Below are 19,844 nucleotides of genomic sequence, written 5' to 3' on the forward strand. Positions count from 1 at the left end.
ACCACCGAAGCCGCCAGGTTGACCGCCACCGAAGCCACCTTGACCACCGAAGCCGCCAGGTTGGCCGCCACCGAAGCCACCTTGACCACCGAAGCCGCCAGGTTGGCCACCACCAAAGCCACCTTGACCGCCGAAGCCAGCACCTTGAGGACCAGCAGGAGCACCAGCAGGACGTGGGTTACGTGCAGGAACTACGGTAGAAATCGCGTGTTTGTAAACCATTTGGCTTACAGTATTTTTTAATAATACAACGTATTGGTCAAATGATTCGATATGACCTTGTAGTTTGATACCGTTAACCAGGAAGATAGAAACAGGAATACGTTCTTTACGTAGGGAATTCAAGAACGGATCTTGTAAAGTTTGACCTTTAGACATGTTATAACTCCAAAAAATTTTAAAATCAGCGCAAAAAACTATCTTTATTTTTCAATTAAAAATTATAAAAAAGATAGTCTGTAAATTTTGCTTTATCCGTAACAGTTTCGCAAGTCTTCTTGAGCCTGCTGTGCGGTAAAATATGTAGTAAATTTATGCTTATTTTGCAAAGATCTTAACCATGTGTATTGACGTTTAGCCAGTTGTCGTGTTGCAAACAATGCCTTGTCTTCCATTTCTCGCTGTTTTTCAATACTTCGCTCACTGTTTTTTATAAATTCGATCGCCTGACGGTAACCAACGGAACGCATGGATGGAAGATTTTCATCAAAATCGTATTTTTTCATCAAGTTTTCCACTTCATTTAAAAAACCGATTTCCCACATAATTTCTAATCGTTTTTCAATACGCTTGTGTAATTCTACTCGGTCTGGGATCAGCGCGTAATTATGAAAACTGTAACGATATGGTTGATTTTTTGGTTGTTCTGCTTGTAGTTTTGTTATAGCTTGGCCAGTCAGCTTATAAACCTCTAAAGCACGAATAATGCGCTGTTTGTCACTTACTTTAAATTTTTGCCCTGCAATTGGGTCTACCGTACATAATTCCGCATAAACTGCTTCCCACCCTTCCCGTTCGGCTTTTGCTTCAATTTCCGCACGTACCTTATAATCTGCACTGGGTAGATTATCTGATAATCCTTCTAGCAATGCTTTGAAATAAAGCATTGTTCCACCAACCAAAATTGGGGTTTTGCCACGTGCATGCATATCATCAATCAGGCGACAGGCATCTTCGACAAAATTGGCTGCTGAATAGACCTCTAAAGGACTAATAATATCAATCAGATGATGCGGATATTGCTCTAATTCCGCTTTGGTTGGCTTGGCTGTACCAATGTCCATTTCCCGGTAAACCAGTGCAGAATCGACGGAAATCAGCTCAAAATTTCCTTGCTCATAGAGTTCACATGCCAAAGCGGTTTTACCACTTGCAGTTGGTCCCATTAAGTTGATGACCGGCAATTGATTTGACATGTACCACTACTCTCCTCGAGCAAAAAGTTTATCTAGTTGAGCCAGTGGGAAAGCACGCCATGTTGGACGTCCATGATTACACTGGCTGGCAAATTCAGTTTGTTCCATCTGACGCAATAAGGCATTCATTTCAGACAGGCTTAAAATACGGTTTGCACGTACCGCACCATGACAGGCCATGCCCGCCAAGATCTGGTCACGCTTTTGCAACAGGCCTTGCGCCTGATCCGTTGGGTCCAGATCATCCAGTAATTCAGGAATCAAGGCATCAAAATCTGCCTTGTGCAGGATCGCAGGAACTCCGCGCACGATCACCTGTTCATCACCATACTGGTCAATCTCCAGACCAAATCGGGCCAGCTGTTCCTTCAACTCTTCTACACGCATGGCCTGCATACGACTGATAGACACCACCTTAGGAATTAAAAGCTGCTGCGATGTCCAGAACTCCGGTTTATCCCAGGCAGACTTCATTTGCTGCAACACGATACGCTCATGTGCTGCATGCATATCTACAATAATCAGACCTTCTGTGTTTTGTGCAAGGATATAAATCCCATGCAGCTGTGCAATCGCAATGCCTAAAGGATGCTCATCTACTTTGGCCTGCACATGTGTGTGAAAAGACTGCTCAGGGCTCAGCTGCTCAGTTTCAGAGTTTGCTCTAAGTGGTGCCAAATAGCTTTGTAAGGCATTGTTAAGCTGCTGTGAACCACTATAAGGCTTGGTATAATCCTGCAGATAATGCACAGTTTGTGGACGCGATGATTCAAAGTCAGTCAGCACATCTGAAGCTTCAGCTTCTATATATTTATGCGTATTATGAGGATGTAGATGCTGCTGAACTGCATAAGGTTCAGGAGGGGACTGCGGTGCAGCCTGATGCAGGCTAAATTGTTCCTGATAACGCGGCTGAGGCGTAAGTGGTACAGGTTCCTCAGTTTTCATTGCATCAGCTAGATTAGCTGTTGCGGTCTGGAACTGTGCTAGCGTTTCTTTGGCATAATGACGTACAAACTCATGTACTTCACGCTGATTTAGGAAACGGATTTCATGTTTGGTTGGATGTACATTGACATCAATATTTTCCGGATCCACCTCCAGAAACAGCAAATAAGCTGCATGCTGGTGTCCATGCAGAATGCCGTCATACGCCATACGCAATGCATGAGAAATGGTCTTGTCTCTTACGATACGACCATTTACATAGACATATTGCATATCGGCTTGCGCACGCGCATCCGAAGGATGACCGAGCCAGCCAGACAAACGCATGTTGATACTGTCTGCATCCATCCAGTAAGCATTTTCAGTAAATTGGCGCCCCAATAACTGCTGCACACGCTGGAAACGTAATGCTCCACTGTCTGCCACAGGCAGATTCAGCTTGATACTTTCATTATGTTCCAGCACAAAACGGATATCGAAATGGGTCAGTGCCAGACGACGTACAATCTCTTCAATATGACCAAATTCGGTGCCCGGTTTTTTCAGAAATTTACGACGTGCCGGTACATTAAAGAACAGATCCTGCACCCGGATATGGGTACCACGTGAAGTGGCAACTGCCTGAATTTCCTGATGGTCAAAAGCAGTACCATTCACTTCAACCTGATAACCAATGCCATCTTCGCTTTGGCTACTGGTCAAGGTTAGACGCGATACGGCTGCAATCGAAGCCAGTGCCTCACCACGGAAACCCAGACTGGTGATGGCATGCAATTCTTCTGCTGTCTGAATTTTACTGGTGGCATGACGCATGACCGCCAGCGCTAAATCTTCCGGGTGAATTCCTCGACCATTGTCAATAATTTCGATCAGTGTACTACCGCCCTGTTCTACACGAATCACCAGTTCAGTCGCACCAGCATCAATCGAGTTTTCGAGCAGTTCTTTCACTACAGATGCAGGTCGTTCAATCACTTCACCCGCTGCAATCTGGTTCGCCAGTGCAGGATCAAGTGAACGGATACGGCGTACGCTTAAATCATTCGACATGTGGAAATTGCTGCTCCAAAGCCTGCTGTAATACTGAATTTGATGAAGTCAACGTTGCAGTACGAGTCAACTCATCTTCAGATTTAAGAATTTCAATGATCAGATCTGCTTCAGGTATTTCACTACCACCTTTAGACGGCCATTCAAACAAGAATAATGCATTTGGGGTTTCAAGATAATCCCGAATACCCATCAGTTCCAGTTCATAGGGATCATTTAAACGGTACAGGTCAAAGTGGAAAATATCCTTCCCTTGAATATTATAAGGTTCTACCAATGTATAGGTTGGACTTTTGACCGAACCCTGATGACCGAGCTGTTGTAAATAATAGCGCGTTAATGTCGTCTTGCCTGCTCCCAGATCACCGATCAGATAGATCACTCCCGTACTAAAATTCGCGGCCAATACCTTAGCCAGCTGTTGGGTATCTTCTTCATGATTTAAGGTGACGGTAAATGAATAAGGCATATGACTCACGACATGATTCAAAGGAACAAATATGATAGCATCGCCGCAGTTTAAAAGCCTATTCCGCCGCATGAGAAACTGTATTTTTTCATAGCATTTGTTTCCTGAATGAGATCCACTTCCCCATATGAATACTTCTGCTGAATTTATCCCACCGATGATCAACGGCGTCAGTGCCAGCAAAGTTTTCTTGCAACCGTCCACTGCTGCAACAGTCTATGACTATTTATGTACACAGTTTCCGCATATCCAGACCAGTGAATGGCAATCCCGTTTTCAGGAAGGTCTGGTTTATGATGCACAGGGAAATAGCTTAAATCTAAATAGCCCCTTTCAGGCGAATAGCCACTGTTTTTATTATCGCTTTCTGGCACACGAAGTGCATGTTCCTTTCGAACACCAAATCCTGTTCGAAAATGAACATTTTATGGTGATTGATAAACCACATTTTCTGACCATGAGCCCGACCGGACAATATGTACAGGAAACCCTGCTGGTTCGTCTAAAGAAACAGACCGGAATCGAACATCTCACTCCGATTCACCGACTGGATCGGGAGACGGCTGGCGTAGTGCTTATCTCTAAAAATGTAGCATCGCGTGGACTTTATCAGCAGTTGTTTGCTACACGCCAAGTACAGAAAACCTATCATGCGATTGCAGGTTATCGTGAAGAACTTCGCTTTCCGCAAATTGTGCGTTTACGCATGGATAAAGGTCAGCCTTTCTATACTATGCAGGTTTTAGAAGGTGAGCCTAATAGTGAAACCGAAATCACCTTATTAGAACAGCAAGATCATTTAGCCAAATACGAACTGAAACCGCATACTGGCAAGCAGCACCAATTACGTGTGCACTTAAACTTTTTGGGTATACCGATTCTGAATGATCCGTTTTATCCTAGTGTTGCACATAAAGCAGATAATGATTTTTCTGCGCCCTTACAGTTATTGGCCAAATATATCCAGTTCATTGACCCTATTACCCAGCAATTGATGCAGTTTTCTTCCGAGCAAGTACTAACATTGTAATGCAGCTGTCATTACGATTTATTTTCAGAATTGATTCGTATAAGGATTGTATTTCAAATGTAATGGATTAAAATGAATGCGAAAAGTTAAGTATTTTAAAGTCTTGAATATATTATGAGAAAAACTGAAGTCTACCAAATACGCCTGGATTCTCAAGAAAAGAAACAAGCCTTTGCCGTATTTAAGCAATTGGGAATTACACCAGCTCAAGCAGTCCGCTTGTTTTTCAAACAGGTAGTGCTGACTAAATCTATCCCCTTCTCCATTGAAAATCAGAATATCAACTTAGAACAATTAATCAAGCTGCGCAAACTGAAGCAAAGTGAATCCAAACCTGTAACCGCCGGCCTGATTGCAGACACTGCAGAACAGGAAGCATTGGATCTACATGCTGATGATGATCATTTTGATTTATTTGAAGAACTGAATGCCATTTTAGGCGAAAGTGACAAAATTTAACACTGTCGCATTTTCAAACAATTTCATACGCTACACCTCCCCCAAATTTCGTTATGCTCCATGAATACATAATAATAAGACATGGAGTAAGGAATGCTTGTTCGACGTGCTCAGGTGGAAGACCTGCAACAGCTTTCAGTTTTATTTGATGAATATCGCCAGTTTTATGGAGCTTCCTCAAATCAGGAACTTTCTTATCAGTTTCTAAAACAGCGATTTGAAGACCAGCAAACAGTGATTTTTATCAACACCAAGGATGATATTTTTACCGGATTTATTCTGCTTTATTTAAGATTTTCCTCAGTAGCTTGTTCAAAGTTTTATGTGCTGGATGATGTGTATATCACTCCACTGTATCGCCGTCATGGCGCTGCACGACAACTGATTGATACCGCTATTTTATTTGCCCGACATGAAAATGCACTGCGTATTAGCCTGGATACCCAGAAAAACAACCACCAATCGCATAAACTCTATGAATCAATGGGATTTATGCGAGATGATGAATTTGTCACTTTTCATTGTTTTCTCAAGTAAATCCAGCGCTTTATTCCGCACGGTATTTAGCTTGAATCACTTGATCTTCAGTTAAATAAATCCACTCACCTTCTGGCAAATCATTCAAAGTCAATTGACCTATTTGAGCCCGATGTAGTTTTTCAACTTTATTCCCCACAGCTGCCAGCATACGTTTCACCTGATGATAAACACCTTGATGAACCGCCATTTGCAAGCGCTTTTCTTCAAGACGAATGACATCTGTAGCAGCATACATACCTTTTTCATTACGTAGCTCAACACCTTGTTCTAGCTGCTTGATCTGCTCATCCGTAACAGGGTCTGCGGTATGCATCTGGTAAACCTTGGCAACATGCTTTTTAGGATGAGTTAATGCCTGCAAAAATTGACCATCATCAGTCAGTAACAGCAAGCCTGTTGTATCCTGGTCTAAACGACCTACACACTGGATTCCACGATTCATGAGCAAGTCATCAAACAACTCAAAGACACTAAAATGATGGGTTGCCTGATGCGAACACTCATAACCTCGTGGCTTGTTTAAGGCAATATAGACTTTTTCCCGATATTGATAGATTTCGTCATACACATTGAACTCTAGCTGATCCAAATCAAGTTTATGCTTTGGATTATCAATGATTTCACCCTGGATGCTCACAGCGCCATTCTTGATCAGTTGCTGGCAATACTTACGCGAGCCAAAACCTTGTGACTGCAACATTTTTTCCAGAAGCATAAACTTCAATCTCTGATATTTCATTCAAGCTCTATTCTATACCGAAACCGTGCACTCTGGATTCAGCTTTATATAAGGTTAGTTTCGATTACTGAAAATGGCTACAATAGCGTGATTATTCTCTCAACTCCTATCTTATGCCTCAACTCGATCTGAATTTGCTGGTACTTTTGATTTTACTGGCGTGTGGTATCTTCAGCCACAATACCGCTGTGACGATTGCTGCAGGTGTGCTGCTCGTATTAAAAATCACACCGCTGAATGAAATGCTGCCCTATGTCCAGACACATGGCCTGAATATCGGCGTGATTATTTTGACCATTGGCGTATTAGCACCAATTGCCAGCGGCAGGATTTCAGGTGACAGTATTTTGAAGTCTTTTTTGAGCTGGAAATCTTTACTGGCGATTGCAGTAGGTATTTTTGTCGCGTGGCTGGGAGGACGTGGAGTGAAGCTGATGTCCAATCAGCCAGATGTGGTAGCCGGACTGTTATTAGGCACAGTGGCAGGTGTAGCAGTATTACGCGGTGTTCCTGTCGGTCCTTTAATTGCGGCTGGAATTTTATCTTTGTTGATTAGTACGCAATAATTTTGAAATAAAATTCCTATTTAGTTAACCCTAACTCAAACATCCATTCTACTAGGATTTCTAAAAATATTTCGTTATCAAATCATATGACTAGCGGCATTGAGGTCGCACATTGATTGCCTTGCGCAAGCTATAAAGCAGTACTTAAAGCTTGCTCAGGATATGCTGTCAGATCAATAAAGGGCTTTTATCTTGCGAAACGATGTTTCTCATGACCTGTCAAAAGTAAGGTAATTACAACATGCCAAATCTTGAACTTATTAACTAAGAATAAGCAAATGATAATAATTACTACAATTACCCTACAAGCTAGAAATCCATCACGCTCATAGAAGTTTTTTATATCAAATAGCTTTTCTTATTCAACAAACAATAGCGCCAAACGCACCTGATCATAGCCCATACGCGGACTGGTTAACTCGACAATCGGACGCAGTTTAATAGACCCATCATCATTGAAATGATCGGTATCCTGTCGCTTAGTCAGACGTTTATAGATCTTACGCACTTGTTCAACCACTTCCTCACCTGGATGAGCGACAGATATATCTAAACCTTGCTCTTTATGCAGTCGACCTAAATGGTTGATAATCGTTGCCGGTGTTAAGCCACGCTCAGTGGCGATATCGGCAATATCATAACCTTCTTCAAACAGCTCACGCGTTTCATCCAGCGTTGCAGCAGCATAATTCTGCTTGCCGCCATTTTTCGCCAGTTTTTTTTCATTACGCTGAATTTCAGTTTCATTCAGCGTACCACCGCAATGACGGATAAAGGCATTATGTTGTTTGGTTAAATCAATATTTTCAAAGTGTTCTTCGGCTTCACTCGACAACTCCTGAAAACGGCGGTCTGCCTTAATTGCCAGACTATCCAGCTCCAATGCCTGCTCATTAAAACCTTTTAGACGTAGACCATCTAAAGTTTTTAAACGCGAAAGTGCCACATAGCCCTGACCTTTTTCAAAAGTATGGCTCAGGTCAATTTCGGCAGCTTCCAAGGTCATACCCTGTGATTTATGAATCGTAATCGCCCATGCTAGACGTAAGGGAATTTGCTGGAAACTGGCAATGGTCTTACCGGCTTCATTGTCTACTGACCAGGTTTCTGGCTCAACCAACAACGTCGTCCCATCTGTGAGTTTGACTTTAGGCAATACCCCAAATTCATCATCTTCTTCAAAACCAATAACTTCACCCAAACTGCCATTGATATAGCCCAGATCAAAGTTGTTTTTGACAAACATGACTTTAGCATGCTTTTTCAGCGTTAAGGTTTCTGGTGCACGCACTGAAGATTTCAGCGTTTCGATCAGCTTGTCATTGCCGTCGCACTGGGCATCAAACTGGCGCGGCTCATTATCAATTTCATTTAAATGCCGGAAGTTGATACTGTCCACATCCATATTATGCGTATACAGACGCGTATAAGTGTCGCCAATCTCCTGATGACGTGTTCCTTGCAAGGCATTTCGATGTTCTGTACCAATCGCCTGTGCACGGATCGCATTTAGAATATCATTTAGATAGTCATTGCCCTGACGGTGCTGCTCAGTCAGATAACAAACGCGAAATTTGGCTTCAACCCAGGCATCTGACATAAAGCAGAATTTATCCCGGTTGCGTTCATCATTTCTGCCCACTGGAGGCAACTGAAAGAAATCGCCAGCAACAATCACCTGAATACCACCAAAAGCTTCATCAGATTCTTTGAAATACTTTAATACCTGATTAACCAGATTTAGCTGCTTGGCATGCAGCATAGAAATCTCATCAATAATCAGTACCTGGGCATTTTCCAGATGTTCTTTCAGATATTTACGCTCTTTCATACGTTTCAGATCTTCTTCTGACAAGAAGTCCTTAATCCCGATACCGGCCCAGGTATGAATGGTCATGCCATTCATGTGCGTTGCCGCGATACCTGTAGACGCTGTAATCGCAACAGATACCTTACGTGCTTTCAAATAATTGATATATTGATTCAGGGTATAGGTTTTCCCTGCACCAGCCGAGCCTGTTAAAAATACATTTTCGCCCGCTTTGAGTAACTTAAGTGCAGTTTCCTGTTTCATATGACCTATACCGTGAAAGAACGGCTATAGCCTAACGACTTTTCCGGCAAAAGTTAAGTATTCAGGTCCAAATCAGAATCTATACACGACGTATGCAGTCGTCTGTTAAACCAGCTGATGAAATGAATTGCCATATCGATATATTGCGGATCTGCTTTTTGGTTGTGGGGATATTCCAGCTGATCAAAAATAATTTCCTGATCCTGTATATGACAACCCAAGAGCAGTGGCGTAGATAATTCTGCATGACTGACATGAAAAGCAACATATTCCCCTTCTATGATCCGCTGTGCATAACTGGCGGCCAGACAGTTCTGAAAAATCCGAGCTTCCTCAATAATCTGGTCTATATTTTTTAGCTCTTCAAATTTCCAGTCAAAATAATAGAAATGTGCTTCATTCGTCAGACTTTTCCAGTCCTTAAGTGCAAAGTCCTTTTTCAGTCGGGCAATAATTTCCTGTTTCTGAATCTGATCATGCCAGGCAATGGCCTGAATAAACAAACTCTTCCAGGTCAGACTTTTTGGAATATTTTTATGTATAGCAAAATATTCTGCCAGATAGTCACGTACATAACTGTCAAAAATTGATTCGCGTACATTGGCATCTTGCAGATAAAACAGCTGTCGAAACTCAGTCAACTGAATCCTATAACGCTGCAACTCGGTATAAAAATCACGATTTTGTTGAGTAGCTGGCCGGATATATTGCTGTACCGCTTCAGGCAGATGAGAAGTTGCTTTATGTAAATGCTGTATATAGGCCTGCATGACCCGGCTTAAACCCATATATACCTTCTTGGTGGTGCAATCATCCATCTTAACTACTTCGCGCATCAGGCCGATCCACTCGTCCAGATACAGAATTGACGGACTGATAGCAATACGGTGGTCATTAATCGCCTGACGTGTTCCTTTTAATACTACGGATTTATTATCCGGATGCGTGAACCATTTATACTGTATGGCATGCTGATGCACACTATGAATAAATAACCGCGCTGAAGCATATTGAAAATATTGCAAGGTCGCCAGCAGCACCTGTGGATGGACCTGATGAGTATTCAGGAAACTGATCGCCGTGACTGTAACGCGTACACTACTGTGCTGAATATTCGCGCTAATCCAGTCCAACACTTCAGCAGACTGCTTGAACAGCCAGTTGATCGCCCGATTACAGTCAAACAATGGCAGTTTCGCGACTTTTTTCTGCCATAACTGATAATTATTTTCCAGAAAATGCTTCTTGCCCAGTAGATCATCCCGTCCCCAGGTATCACGGTTCATCAAACGCACAAAACCCAGCATATTGCTATGCTCCAAGGCGTGCCTGAACAGGAGTTCAATATCGTTTACATGATCATTCAGCTCATGCAGATTAAAACGCTCCTCAAAGGACAAACTCATAATACGATAGATTGCCGGATGCAAAAATTGTGCTGTGCTAAAACAGAAGTCATCCAGACTGTGCATAAGTCCCTGAATCGAAAGAAAGTCAGCGGGCGCTAAATATTCTAAGGAAAAAATCTTTTGCATTTGCTGCAAGATGTTTTGAGATGGCTCTTTTCCATATAAGACATAGTCACTCATTACTGGCGTGGTATACAGACCCGCTCTTCTCATCAGATGATCAATGATTTCTGCCTGCACAACGGAAAGTTGCTGCACGAATTTCAGCACACGTGCAGGCCCATTGACCCATTGATAGACCTGTTCGAACAGCAGCTTACGTAACTGTTGCGCTTTATCACGCAAGAATAGGGAATGCTGGGGTTTTAAATCACCAGTCAGGAAATGGATATCCTGTAAAAAGAACTCTTCCAGAGTGTCTGACTTGTGATGCTGCACACTAAAATGTGGTTCTGCCAGCAATTGCGCTGTGCCCTGCTGAATGTGCTGAGGCGTATGCAGCTGGATATGAAACAGGCCATTTGCCAAGACGATCCGATATCGCTCATGATCCAGCTTGAACATATTCTGGGCATTTAAATTCCCCACAATGTCCCACTGATCCTGATAAATATCATGCAAGCAATCTGAAATACGAAGCAACTGCTTGGCGAGCTGCTGATACTGCGGTACTAAACTCTCCTGTTCCATACACGCACCTAAAATGGACTATAAACTCATTTAAGCATATTCAAGTCATCTGACACAGACCAGTAAAATAGCTCATATAGAAAAATAATTCACAAAATAAAATAAATCAGATAAACAGCTCGCATTTAAACCCAGTTCATTTTTATTTTTCAGGATTTAGGTGATAGCTCGGATGCCCGGATATTTTTTAATTCTTCAATTGCCTGATAGATCTGTTGCTGAATCTGATCACGGAATAGTGTCATATCTTCTTGGCTTTGGATATGAGAGACAGATAAAGCTGGCTGGAACTGAAAATAGAAAGGTAACCGTTTTGGAAAAAGACTTTTCGGCAAGGAAGGAATGACATCCCCTTTACGCAAGAGTTTATTAAGTGCAGAAACTTTGAGTAATTTCTGGAAATATTTATTTTCCACGACCTGACGGGCATCAAAGCCAATTTCGAAAATTTCATCACCGCCCAGAGCAGCAAACGGTATGATATCGTAGTCAAATTCTTGCGCCAGCCTTAAGAAGCCATAACGCTGTTTCCAGATCAGCTGGTACTGCTCGCCTTGACGTTTCAGCACTTCTCGCCCCCCACCCGGGAAGACCAGAATCGAATAACCTTGGCGCATAACTTCGCGTACATATTCCTGCACACCATCAATCGCACCAAACTTCCTGAAGATTTCCCGCCAGAGCGGAATATAAAAGTGGCTGTGGTCCGCAATACTGACCACAGCCACTTTATGTTCGTTGTACAGATAATCAATAATCATGGGTGAATCAAACACCCCATAGATCGAATGATTACCGACATACATTGCTGGTCGTGAAGCATCAATGTGCTCAGCACCGAAAAAAGTCGGCGTAAAATACAGTTTGGACAACCCGCTTAAGCGTTTGATCCAGGCTGCATCATGCTGAACCTGCAAGATGTCTGCTCTAGCTTAAGCGACGTGCTTTTTCACCAGGATTGAGCCTACAGAGTAGCCCGCACCGAATGAACATAACACACCATATTCACCGTCATTTACTTCATGTGCCGTACGGTGCAATGCAATGATGACACCTGCTGAAGATGTATTTGCAAACTCGTCCAAAATCAATGGTACCAGTTCTGACTTCGCGTGTTCTTTACCTACGATCAGTTTCAGAATCAGCTCATTCATGTTCACGTTCGCCTGGTGCAACCAGAAACGTTTTACATTGGTCGGTTCAATCTGGTTCTTTTCCAGCTGCTTGGTGATCATCTTCGCAACCAGTGGACAAACTTCCTTGAACACCTTACGACCGTCCTGACGGAAACGGTTGTTATCAATATCAGCATCCACTTCGCTTAGGTTCAGGTAACCAAAGTTATTGCGAATGTTGTTTGAGAACTGGGTGAACAGTTCAATATCTTCAATTTCGAAACCAGTTTTAGTTTCAGTTTCTTCAATGATTGAAGCAGTAGCGACATCACCAAAGATGAAGTGACAGTCACGTGAACGGAAATCGGTATGACCAGAGGTGATTTCAACATTTACCATTAATACGCGGCGCGCGCCAGACTTGATCGCATCAGCGGCCTGCTTAATCCCGAAAGTCGCTGCAGAACATGCCACATTCATGTCATATGCATAGCCTTGAATACCCAAAGCTGTCTGGATTTCAATTGCAAGTGCTGGATAAGCACGCTGAATATTCGAACATGACAAAATCACAACATCGATGTCTTCTGCAGTTACACCTGCATTTTCCATCGCCTGTTTCGCTGCAGCCACGCCCCACTCTGCCTGAATAGACAATTCGTCATTTGAACGTTCATGCAGTAAAGGACGAAGACGTTTTGGATCCAGAATACCAGTTTTCTCAGCGACATAACGGCGTTTGATGCCAGAAGCTTTTTCAATAAATTCTGCACTCGAACCACGCAATTCTTCAATTTCGCCCGCAGCGATTTTGTCAGCATTCTCGAGGTTATACTGTTCCACATAAGCATTTAAACTTTCAACTAACTCTTCATTGGTAATGAAATCTGTTGGATGGAACAGACCAGTACCTGTAATGCGGATGCCCATGTAAAACTCCTTTTAGAAATTACCTATATGTTAACTGATTCCAAGACGATCCCATACTTTTTGTAGGCGATTCGGAGAAACTGGTGCTTTAGTTTTCATCGGTTGTGAAAATAAAGAGATCCGCAATTCCTCAACCATGAAATACAGTTCTTTCAGGCGAGCGTCATTTTTAAACTGGAACAATTTTTCCATCCAAGGGTCAATTTGATCAATGGCAGAATCATCCCTTTGTAAATTATTTGGCAAACGGTCAAGACGCAAAATCAGTGCCTTGAGATAGCGTGGAAATTCAATCCAGACATCCGCCGGTACGGAATAAACAAAGTCAGAAAGATTCATCAAATCTAGCTGATCCTCAATGTCATCAATGTTCTTGCCAAACACAGAACCGTCTAAAACCAACAATTTCCGGCGTATTTCCTGCCACTGGGTATAAATATCGGTAATATCCCGTAAAGCAGCTTGACCATAAGTCAGGAAAGATTTTTTTACATCTTCTAACAACTTTTGGAACTCTTGCACATTGACAGGAAGCTCTTTTATTGCCATCTGGAGTGTGGCATAAACTAACATTTGTTCCAGCCTGGCTTTATCACCCAAGGGTGAATAGGCCAATGCCAGTGGTTTAGAAATCTGTTTTTTCAGTTGACGAATCAGATCACCGAGCTGCATATGCACCAGGCGGATTATCCCGGCACGATGCTGACGAACCGCTTCAGCCTGATCATTAAAGGTCTGAATCACCACACCAGATTCATCTTTCTGTTCCAGTGCAGCAAAGTCTTTAGTGGGTACCAGAGCCTGGTATTGTTTCACCACTACACCTGTCACTTTTTGCGAAGCTTCAAATACAAAGCTTTCCGGGAAAGTTTTATATTCACCTTTCAGCTGTTTGACTGGACTATGTGTTTCAGTACGACAACGGGCTTTCAGCTCTTCCAGATCGCGGCCCTGCTCAATCACACGACCTTTCTCATCAATCACCTTAATTAAAGGCAACAGATACTGCTCAACGCGTTCCAGCGAAAAGTCTTTTTCGGTAATCTGTTCACCACGCAACTGGAATGCCAGAAAGCTAAAGATATGCTTCTGCAAATCTGTCGCATCAATACGTGCCATTAACTTACGTGCAGTATCCGGAATGGGTACCAGATTACGTCGTTTATCTTTTGGTAAAGCTTTTAATAAAGCTTCGATCAGGTCCTGACGCCAGCCTGGAATCCCCCAGGACCAGAGATTTTCATCCACTTGAGGCAAAGCCTGTAGTGGAATACGAACGGTCGCGCCATCTTCATCATGGCTTGGGTCAAAACGATAGCTGGCTGCCAGACGTAACTCACCATTACGCAAATAGTCCGGGAACTGCTGCGTGGTCGGACGGTCATTCAACCATAATGCATCATCATCAATAAACAGATATCGCGGATCTTGAGGCTCTACCGTAGCACGCCAGTCTTCGAAACTACGGCGACTTGCCACTTCTGGCGGCACTTTGGAAGCATAGAACTGATAAATGGTTTCTTCATCCACTACCAGATCACGACGGCGCAGCTTGTCTTCAACCCGCTCCACTTCTTCAAGCTTGAGTAAATTATGCTTCAAGAATGGTGGCGTAATTCCCAGATGACCTGTGGTCAGTGCATCACGCAGGAAGATTTCATGTGCAGCTTCCTGATCCACTTTCTCATAATTGATCTGACGTTTGGGTTCAATGATCAGACCAAACAGTGAAATCTGGTCATAGGCATTCACCACGCCAGCTTTTTTAGACCAGTGTGGTTCAAAGTAATGGTGTTTTACCAGATCACGTGCAGCGAGCAGAATCCATTCCGGCTCAATTTTGGCAAGCGTCCGTAAATACACCTGTGAGGTTTCCACCATTTCAAAGGCCATCACCCAGGGGGTATTGGTCTTATGCAAAGTCGAAGCCGGAAATACACGCGCCTTCTGCTGACGCACCGCCATAAACACATTACGTTCATCAGTCTTGTTGGCAATGAAAGACAACAGACCGGTTAATAAGGCACGGTGCAGATTTTCATAGCTGGCTTTCTTTTCATTAAAGGAGAGGTTCAATCCCTTAGCAAGGTCAACCAACTGTTCATGGGTTTTCTTCCATTCACGTAAGCGTAGCCAACTGAGGAAATGATTCCGCGCAAAAGTACGGCGCTTGTTCTCGCTCATATTTTCACGATTGGCGTGCAGGGTTTCCCACAATTTGATATAAAACAGGAAATCTGAATCTGCTTCACGGAACAGCGCGTGTTTTTGATCAGCCTGCATCTGCTTGTCAGCTGGACGTTCACGTGGGTCTTGGACAGCCAGCGCAGCAACAATCACCAATACTTCATTCAAAACGCCGAAATGTGCTCCACCGAGAATCATCCGTGCCAGACGTGGATCAATCGGCATTTTTGCCATTTGATAACCAATCTTGGTCAGCTCATTTTTCTTCTCGGACATTGCCCCAAGCTCAATTAAGAGCTTACGACCATCATTCACTAAACGGTGATCTGGTGGCTCAATAAAATCGAATTCTTCCAGTGAACCCAGTTTCAGACTCTGCATTTGCAAGATGACTGATGCCAGGTTAGTTCGCTTGATTTCCGGTTCAGTAAACTCAGGACGACTTAAAAAGTCTTCTTCTGAATACAGGCGAATACATACACCCGGCGCAATACGACCACAACGACCTTTACGCTGATTCGCTGCGGCCTGGGAAATCGCTTCAATTGGCAGGCGCTGTACACGTGAGCGATAGTTATAACGCGAGATACGGGCAAAACCGCTATCAATTACATAACGGATGTTCGGCACTGTCAGTGCAGTTTCCGCCACGTTGGTCGCGATAATAATGCGTCGACCACCACCAGATGGATTAAAGATTTTTTGCTGTTCAGCTAAAGCCAGCCGCGCATACAACGGTAAAACTTCAGTATGTCGTGGACCATGCTTGATCAGAGTCTCCTGAAGCTCACGAATTTCCTGTTCAGTACTGGCAAAAATCAGGATATCGGCATGTTCAGGATGACCTTTCTCTTGCGCATCCTGAAAACATTCTTCTACAGCGGCTACGACTGCACGTGGCAGGTTTTCTTCAAAATCATCAAATTCGTCGTCATCACTACCGCCAATCGTCATTTCCGAAATTGGACGATAACGCAGTTCAACCGGATAGCTACGACCTTCGACTTCAAAGATTGGTGCACCATTAAAGTAGTTACTAAAGCGGTTTACATCCAGTGTTGCTGAGGTAATGATAACCTTCAGATCTTTACGACGTGGCAGTAACTGCTTCAGATAACCCATAATAAAGTCGATGTTCAATGAACGTTCGTGTGCTTCATCGATAATGATGGTGTCATATTTGGTCAGGAAGCGGTCATTGGCCAGTTCAGCCAGCAAGATACCGTCCGTCATTAAACGAACCAGAGAATCCTGTGAACCCTGCTCATTAAAACGGACCTTAAAGGAAATTGACTCGCCGAGCTTTTCCCCAACTTCTTCTGCAATACGTTGCGATACACTACGCGCAGCCAGACGACGTGGCTGGGTATGACCAATCAGGCCGGTCAGACCGCGTCCGGCCAACATGGCAATTTGGGGCAACTGTGTGGTTTTACCGGAACCCGTTTCACCAGCAACAATAATAACTTGGTGTTTTTGAATCGCTTCAATCAGTTTATCGGTATATTGGGTGACCGGAAGTTCCTGATTCAGCTTGATATTCGGAATACGTTCGACACGCTCTAGAACTTTTAAATGCGATTTTTCGAATAATTCTTGGTATTGCTTTTCATTGGCATCCTTACCCTTACGTAAACGATTTAAACGGTGGAGGTCACGTGCCATCACCCAGTTTTCGACATTTAAACCTTTCGCAGCCAAGTCAGCGCCCTACAACTATTCTAAAACATACTATTCTACTCACTTTCATGCATTTTCCCAATGTACTTATGCGCACTTAGATCGTAATTTGGTTATTGCAGCGTGACTAAAAGCTATGATTTACATTGCGCTCAGATCTGGAGCTGATTCGTATTTTTAAAATATTGCCACCAAGTAAATAAACACTCAGGCTTCTCTCTTACTACCCAGAGCTATCCATTTCACCTCAAAAGTTTAAAATAAACTATAAAATGCTTAGGCTATTTAAACAAGATACCTTTGCTTACGACTGATACGGTTTACTTTTCACGTCTCACAAAACTACAAGATATTTATAAAATCAGGAGCTTCGAAGGCTTTATATTCTCAAATTAAATCAATTTATTTGAAAAAAATAAGATTTTTTTAAGCTTTACCCTTGAATTTTGTCGCATAAAACATCATGTTCTTATGCAGGTTGATGACCGAACATGTTTTGTCATCCAAGCAGCTCTGGCTATGCCGAATGTACATAAAGATGACTTGGGTAAACTGGCAGTCAGTTACATAATTCGGTTTTTCCGATTTTTGTAATGTAAAAATACCATTTTAGCTAAGACCCAAAGTTCGATACTCTTATTCAAAATTAAAGACTAACCTCAATCATGGAGACAATGATGAGCTTGATTAATACTGAAGTTAAACCATTTAAAGCAACTGCTTTCCACAATGGCCAATTTGTTGAAGTTACTGAAGCTGACCTTAAAGGCAAATGGTCTGTAGTATTCTTCTACCCAGCTGACTTCACTTTTGTTTGCCCAACGGAACTTGGTGACCTTGCTGACAACTACGCTGAATTCCAAAAACTAGGTGTGGAAATCTACGGTGTTTCTACTGACACTCACTTCACTCACAAAGCTTGGCACGACACTTCTGACGTAATTGGTAAAATTCAGTACCCATTAATCGGCGATCCAACTTGGACTCTTTCTAAAAACTTCGAAGTTCTAATCGAAGCTGACGGCCTTGCGGACCGTGGTACTTTCGTTATCGATCCAGAAGGCAAAATCCAAATCGTTGAAATCAACGCTGGTGGTATCGGCCGTGATGCTCAAGAACTTCTTCGTAAAGTTAAAGCAGCTCAGTACGTACACGCTCACCCAGGTGAAGTTTGCCCAGCTAAATGGAAAGAAGGCGAAGCGACTCTTGCTCCTTCAATCGACCTAGTTGGTAAAATCTAATCTGTATTAGATTGCACTGATTGAAAAAAGCCACGCATTTGCGTGGCTTTTTTATTTAAACAGTATCAGGCAACTTTACGCTGTGCACCAGCTGTCGTCTGAATCACATCATGGATGAATTTCAATTTCTGTTGCACGACCGGATTAATCAGGAAAGGATAAAAATCATCCTGCCCCATACTGCGGTTCAAGCTATTCATGGCAAAAGCTACGGGTAACCAGGCCTGATAAATTTCATCAAAATTACAGGTGTAATAAGGATTAATCCGCTTTACCAAGGTCATGAACTGATCATCACGTTCTTCTACTACATGTGGATGGATCTGCATGCCGAAGGAATCGGCGGTTTCCAGCACATCGACGATGTGCAGATAGTGTGCCCAGGTTTCAGCCCAGTCCTCCCAAGGATGCATGGTGGCATATGTGCTGATATAACGCTCCATCCAGTCTGCGGGTGGTCCTTGATGATAATGCCGATCTAAAGCTTCCTGATAGTCCATGCGCTCGTCCCCAAACAGTTGCCGGCAAGGCTCCAGGAATTCGGTGTTATCTACCAGTACATCCCAGTAATAATGCCCAATTTCATGCCGAAAATGCCCAAGCAAGGTGCGATAAAGCTCCTCCATATTCTTGCGTTCCATGGCGCGTTCGACATCATCTGCTTCTGCAATATTAAGGGTAATTACCCCATTATCATGTCCAGTCATGACTTTAGGTTCATCAGGACTATTTGGATTGGCCTTAAAATCAAAAGCTAAACCAGATTCAGGATTTTCCTGCCGAGACTGCAACGGCAACTTCCAGCGCAATAAAGAATAAACCAGGCGATGTTTTGCGAGTTCAATTTTATGCCAACGCAGTCGATACTGGGGTTCATTTAAATTGGGAATCACACGATTCAGGCGACAAGCCAGACAGAAGTCATGAGGATCTTCTTGCGGAATTACCCAGTTACACACCGCATACTCGGCATTAGCACAATAACGGTATTTGGCCTGTGTATCTGGTTCTGTCAGTATTGATCCATCTGCATTGGATTCTAAAGCCACCATCAACATGGTCGAGCTATCAAACCCCAGCAGATGTTGACATGCAGTACAGTAATTATTATCAAAATAAACAGGTTGATGGCAGTGGGAGCACTTAAATAATTGCATGTAGAAATAACTCTGCTTCGTTCTTGTTTTCCCCTCATCTTAAAGCAGTTTTTTTTGACTACCTTAAATTTTTTGTAGCATTTTCTTGCAACAGGTATCAAGAGTTTGCATATTTTTTGCTTAATTGAAATGTATCGTTTCTTGA

16 protein-coding genes are annotated in these 19,844 nt (G+C 42.9%); 5 read left to right on the forward strand and 11 right to left on the reverse strand.

The genetic code is table 11. The features are described from left to right. From hfq to tsaE, 4 genes are all read right to left on the reverse strand, one after another. The coding region (gene hfq / locus B3D47_RS13825) for an RNA chaperone Hfq (RefSeq protein ID WP_286862539.1) at positions 1 to 378 on the reverse strand (378 nt) is incomplete at its 3' end. 92 nt (positions 379 to 470) lie between these two features. After that, positions 471 to 1,415: a tRNA (adenosine(37)-N6)-dimethylallyltransferase MiaA gene (gene miaA, locus B3D47_RS13830; RefSeq protein WP_286862540.1), complete on the reverse strand. Its 945-nt coding sequence runs from the start codon at positions 1,413 to 1,415 to the stop codon at positions 471 to 473. A gap of 6 nt (positions 1,416 to 1,421) precedes the next feature. Continuing rightward, a complete protein-coding gene (gene mutL / locus B3D47_RS13835; protein ID WP_286862542.1) occupies positions 1,422 to 3,413 on the reverse strand; it encodes a DNA mismatch repair endonuclease MutL in 1,992 nt (663 codons plus the stop codon). Then, entirely contained in the window at positions 3,403 to 3,882 is a 480-nt protein-coding gene (tsaE, locus tag B3D47_RS13840; RefSeq protein WP_286862562.1) for a tRNA (adenosine(37)-N6)-threonylcarbamoyltransferase complex ATPase subunit type 1 TsaE, read from the reverse strand. The genes mutL and tsaE overlap by 11 nt, the downstream gene beginning before the upstream one ends. Positions 3,883 to 4,009: 127 nt before the next feature. Between tsaE and B3D47_RS13845 the strand changes: the two genes are divergently transcribed. The 3 genes from B3D47_RS13845 to B3D47_RS13855 all read left to right on the forward strand — a co-directional run bounded on the left by B3D47_RS13845 (position 4,010) and on the right by B3D47_RS13855 (position 5,908). After that, on the forward strand, positions 4,010 to 4,912 hold the full coding sequence (locus B3D47_RS13845; protein ID WP_286862544.1) for a pseudouridine synthase: 903 nt from the start codon (positions 4,010 to 4,012) through the stop codon (positions 4,910 to 4,912). 114 nt (positions 4,913 to 5,026) lie between these two features. Then, positions 5,027 to 5,371: a type II toxin-antitoxin system RelB/DinJ family antitoxin gene (locus B3D47_RS13850; RefSeq protein ID WP_076753756.1), complete on the forward strand. Its 345-nt coding sequence runs from the start codon at positions 5,027 to 5,029 to the stop codon at positions 5,369 to 5,371. Positions 5,372 to 5,464: 93 nt separating this feature from the next. Further along, entirely contained in the window at positions 5,465 to 5,908 is a 444-nt protein-coding gene (locus B3D47_RS13855; protein ID WP_004815539.1) for a GNAT family N-acetyltransferase, read from the forward strand. A gap of 10 nt (positions 5,909 to 5,918) precedes the next feature. Here the strand turns inward: B3D47_RS13855 and B3D47_RS13860 are convergent, their stop codons facing one another. Then, positions 5,919 to 6,626: a pseudouridine synthase gene (locus B3D47_RS13860; protein ID WP_286862564.1), complete on the reverse strand. Its 708-nt coding sequence runs from the start codon at positions 6,624 to 6,626 to the stop codon at positions 5,919 to 5,921. 137 nt (positions 6,627 to 6,763) lie between these two features. Here B3D47_RS13860 and B3D47_RS13865 point away from each other — a divergent pair, with 137 nt between their 5' ends. Beyond that, positions 6,764 to 7,216: a DUF441 domain-containing protein gene (locus B3D47_RS13865; protein WP_286862546.1), complete on the forward strand. Its 453-nt coding sequence runs from the start codon at positions 6,764 to 6,766 to the stop codon at positions 7,214 to 7,216. Positions 7,217 to 7,574: 358 nt separating this feature from the next. Here B3D47_RS13865 and B3D47_RS13870 read toward each other — a convergent pair whose 3' ends face one another. The 5 genes from B3D47_RS13870 to hrpA all read right to left on the reverse strand — a co-directional run bounded on the left by B3D47_RS13870 (position 7,575) and on the right by hrpA (position 17,286). Continuing rightward, entirely contained in the window at positions 7,575 to 9,290 is a 1,716-nt protein-coding gene (locus tag B3D47_RS13870) for an AAA family ATPase (protein ID WP_004815536.1), read from the reverse strand. A gap of 53 nt (positions 9,291 to 9,343) precedes the next feature. After that, a complete protein-coding gene (locus tag B3D47_RS13875) occupies positions 9,344 to 11,389 on the reverse strand; it encodes a hypothetical protein (protein ID WP_286862548.1) in 2,046 nt (681 codons plus the stop codon). Between the two features lie 149 nt (positions 11,390 to 11,538). Beyond that, on the reverse strand, positions 11,539 to 12,306 hold the full coding sequence (locus B3D47_RS13880) for a lysophospholipid acyltransferase family protein (RefSeq protein WP_076753761.1): 768 nt from the start codon (positions 12,304 to 12,306) through the stop codon (positions 11,539 to 11,541). 15 nt (positions 12,307 to 12,321) lie between these two features. Further along, the gene (locus tag B3D47_RS13885; RefSeq protein WP_108619251.1) at positions 12,322 to 13,434 is read right to left on the reverse strand and encodes a beta-ketoacyl-ACP synthase III; all 1,113 of its coding nucleotides are present in this window, start codon (positions 13,432 to 13,434) and stop codon (positions 12,322 to 12,324) included. 30 nt (positions 13,435 to 13,464) lie between these two features. After that, on the reverse strand, positions 13,465 to 17,286 hold the full coding sequence (gene hrpA, locus B3D47_RS13890; RefSeq protein WP_286862566.1) for an ATP-dependent RNA helicase HrpA: 3,822 nt from the start codon (positions 17,284 to 17,286) through the stop codon (positions 13,465 to 13,467). A 692-nt stretch (positions 17,287 to 17,978) separates the two neighbouring features. Here hrpA and ahpC point away from each other — a divergent pair. Then, complete coding sequence (ahpC, locus tag B3D47_RS13895) at positions 17,979 to 18,542, forward strand: alkyl hydroperoxide reductase subunit C (RefSeq protein ID WP_004815527.1); 564 nt, start codon at positions 17,979 to 17,981, stop codon at positions 18,540 to 18,542. A 65-nt stretch (positions 18,543 to 18,607) separates the two neighbouring features. Here the strand turns inward: ahpC and B3D47_RS13900 are convergent, their stop codons facing one another. Then, positions 18,608 to 19,699 (reverse strand): zinc-binding metallopeptidase family protein, encoded by a 1,092-nt coding sequence (locus B3D47_RS13900; protein ID WP_163165688.1) that lies wholly within the window; start codon positions 19,697 to 19,699, stop codon positions 18,608 to 18,610. Between the last annotated feature and the right edge of the window lie 145 nt (positions 19,700 to 19,844).

The sequence above is a fragment of the Acinetobacter sp. UBA3461 genome (genome assembly GCF_002381195.1).
In the GTDB taxonomy this organism is placed as follows: domain Bacteria; phylum Pseudomonadota; class Gammaproteobacteria; order Pseudomonadales; family Moraxellaceae; genus Acinetobacter; species Acinetobacter schindleri.

Bases quoted from the DNA above. Each gene is read 5' to 3' on its own strand.
- miaA (WP_286862540.1), bottom strand. From the start codon at position 1,415: ATGTCAAATCAATTGCCGGTCATCAACTTAATGGGACCAACTGCAAGT.
- mutL (WP_286862542.1), bottom strand. From the start codon at position 3,413: ATGTCGAATGATTTAAGCGTACGCCGTATCCGTTCACTTGATCCTGCA.
- tsaE (WP_286862562.1), bottom strand. From the start codon at position 3,882: ATGCCTTATTCATTTACCGTCACCTTAAATCATGAAGAAGATACCCAA.
- B3D47_RS13845 (WP_286862544.1), top strand. From the start codon at position 4,010: ATGAATACTTCTGCTGAATTTATCCCACCGATGATCAACGGCGTCAGT.
- B3D47_RS13850 (WP_076753756.1), top strand. From the start codon at position 5,027: ATGAGAAAAACTGAAGTCTACCAAATACGCCTGGATTCTCAAGAAAAG.
- B3D47_RS13855 (WP_004815539.1), top strand. From the start codon at position 5,465: ATGCTTGTTCGACGTGCTCAGGTGGAAGACCTGCAACAGCTTTCAGTT.
- B3D47_RS13860 (WP_286862564.1), bottom strand. From the start codon at position 6,626: ATGCTTCTGGAAAAAATGTTGCAGTCACAAGGTTTTGGCTCGCGTAAG.
- B3D47_RS13865 (WP_286862546.1), top strand. From the start codon at position 6,764: ATGCCTCAACTCGATCTGAATTTGCTGGTACTTTTGATTTTACTGGCG.
- B3D47_RS13870 (WP_004815536.1), bottom strand. From the start codon at position 9,290: ATGAAACAGGAAACTGCACTTAAGTTACTCAAAGCGGGCGAAAATGTA.
- B3D47_RS13875 (WP_286862548.1), bottom strand. From the start codon at position 11,389: ATGGAACAGGAGAGTTTAGTACCGCAGTATCAGCAGCTCGCCAAGCAG.
- B3D47_RS13885 (WP_108619251.1), bottom strand. From the start codon at position 13,434: ATGGGCATCCGCATTACAGGTACTGGTCTGTTCCATCCAACAGATTTC.
- hrpA (WP_286862566.1), bottom strand. From the start codon at position 17,286: ATGGCACGTGACCTCCACCGTTTAAATCGTTTACGTAAGGGTAAGGAT.
- ahpC (WP_004815527.1), top strand. From the start codon at position 17,979: ATGAGCTTGATTAATACTGAAGTTAAACCATTTAAAGCAACTGCTTTC.
- B3D47_RS13900 (WP_163165688.1), bottom strand. From the start codon at position 19,699: ATGCAATTATTTAAGTGCTCCCACTGCCATCAACCTGTTTATTTTGAT.